The organism is Mesorhizobium sp. B2-4-13 (assembly GCF_006658535.1).
Classification (GTDB): domain Bacteria; phylum Pseudomonadota; class Alphaproteobacteria; order Rhizobiales; family Rhizobiaceae; genus Mesorhizobium; species Mesorhizobium australicum.
In genome coordinates this window covers 330,001-332,500 of the sequence record NZ_VFVB01000007.1, presented here as the reverse complement: position 1 = coordinate 332,500, position 2,500 = coordinate 330,001, and the positions used below count along the sequence as shown (strand labels likewise).

General features: G+C 53.8%; 1 rRNA gene (cut by both window edges). It reads right to left on the bottom strand.

The window, feature by feature from the left end:
* Nucleotides 1-2,500, bottom strand: a 23S ribosomal RNA gene (locus FJ936_RS20920) (it extends past both window edges: 88 nt to the left, 244 nt to the right).

Sequence of the window (2,500 nt, the reverse complement as noted above, 5' to 3'; positions counted from 1 at the left end):
CGGTTCTCAGGGAATACTCGTTTTAAGGTGGGTTTCCCGCTTAGATGCCTTCAGCGGTTATCCCGTCCGGATATAGCTACCCTGCTATGCGGCTGGCGCCACAACAGGTCCACCAGAGATCCGTCCATCCCGGTCCTCTCGTACTAGGGACAGATCCTTTCAATATTCCTACACCCACGGCAGATAGGGACCGAACTGTCTCACGACGTTCTGAACCCAACTCACGTACCGCTTTAAATGGCGAACAGCCATACCCTTGGGACCTGCTCCAGCCCCAGGATGCGATGAGTCGACATCGAGGTGCCAAACAACCCCGTCGATATGGACTCTTGGGGGTCATCAGCCTGTTATCCCCGGCGTACCTTTTATCCGTTGAGCGATGGCCCTTCCACGCGGGACCACCGGATCACTATGACCGACTTTCGTCTCTGCTCGACTTGTCAGTCTCGCAGTCAGGCAGGCTTATGCCATTGCACTCAGCGAACGATTTCCGACCGTTCTGAGCCCACCATCGCGCGCCTCCGTTACTCTTTAGGAGGCGACCGCCCCAGTCAAACTACCCACCATACATTGTCCCGGACCCGGATAACGGGCCGCGGTTAGACATCCATAGTGATAAGGGTGGTATTTCAAGGGTGGCTCCACCTGAGCTGGCGCCCAGGTTTCAAAGCCTACCACCTATCCTACACATGCCACTACGAATGCCAATGTAAAGCTATAGTAAAGGTGCACGGGGTCTTTCCGTCTAACCGCAGGAACCCCGCATCTTCACGGGGAATTCAATTTCACTGAGTCTATGCTGGAGACAGCGGGGAAGTCGTTACGCCATTCGTGCAGGTCGGAACTTACCCGACAAGGAATTTCGCTACCTTAGGACCGTTATAGTTACGGCCGCCGTTTACTGGGGCTTCGATTCAGAGCTTGCACCCCTCCTCTTAACCTTCCAGCACCGGGCAGGCGTCAGACCCTATACGTCGTCTTGCGACTTCGCAGAGCCCTGTGTTTTTGATAAACAGTCGCTACCCCCTGGTCTGTGCCACCCTCCTCCACTTGCGTGGAAAAGGGTCACGCTTCTTCCGAAGTTACGCGTGCAATTTGCCGAGTTCCTTCAGCATAGTTCTCTCAAGCGCCTTGGTATACTCTACCAGACCACCAGTGTCGGTTTCGGGTACGGTTTATAAGGAGGAGCTATTTCCTGGAACCACGCAGCAGCCCGTTCAATCCGATAAGATTGGACTACCTCAATGATCCGTCACTACCTCCAAGCCCACGAATATTAACGTGGTTCCCATCGACTACGCGTTTCCGCCTCGTCTTAGGGGCCGGCTAACCCTGCTCAGATTAGCTTTAAGCAGGAACCCTTGGTCTTTCGGCGGGGGAGTCTCTCACTCCCCTTACGTTACTCATGTCAGCATTCGCACTTCTGATACCTCCACCACCCCTCACGGGTATGGCTTCGTCAGCTTACAGAACGCTCCGCTACCGCTTGGCCCTTGCGGACCAAACCCTAAGCTTCGGTGTATGGCTTTAGCCCCGTTACATTTTCGGCGCAAAGACCCTTATTTAGACCAGTGAGCTGTTACGCTTTCTTTAAATGATGGCTGCTTCTAAGCCAACATCCTGGTTGTTTTGGGATCCTCACATCCTTTCCCACTTAGCCATAACTTGGGGACCTTAGCTGTAGGTCAGGGTTGTTTCCCTTTTCACGACGGACGTTAGCACCCGCCGTGTGTCTGCCGACTAGTACTCCCAGGTATTCGGAGTTTGGTTAGGTTTGGTAATCCGGTGAGGACCCCTAGCCCATCCAGTGCTCTACCCCCTGGGGTATTCGGTCGACGCTCTACCTAAATAGATTTCGCGGAGAACCAGCTATTTCCGAGTTTGATTGGCCTTTCACCCCTAGCCACAAGTCATCCCGAACTATTGCAACAGTTATGGGTTCGGTCCTCCAGTAAGTGTTACCTTACCTTCAACCTGCTCATGGCTAGATCACTCGGTTTCGGGTCTAATGCGACGAACTGAACGCCCTGTTCAGACTCGCTTTCGCTGCGCCTACACCTAGCGGTTTAAGCTTGCTCGTCACACTAAGTCGCTGACCCATTATACAAAAGGTACGTGGTCACCCAGGACGAACCTTGGGCTTCCACTGTTTGTAGGCAACCGGTTTCAGGTACTCTTTCACTCCCCTTGTCGGGGTGCTTTTCACCTTTCCCTCACGGTACTAGTTCGCTATCGGTCATGCACGAGTACTTAGGCTTGGAGGGTGGTCCCCCCAATTTCAGACAGGATTTCACGTGTCCCGCCTTACTCGAGGACGATTGATTGCATTACGCGTACGGGGCTGTCACCCACTATGGCCCTACTTTCCAGAAGGTTCCGCTTGTCTCTCAATCGCCACTGGCCTGGTCCGGGTTCGCTCGCCACTACTTCCGGAGTCTCGGTTGATGTCCTTTCCTACGGGTACTTAGATGTTTCAGTTCCCCGCGTTCGCCACTTTATC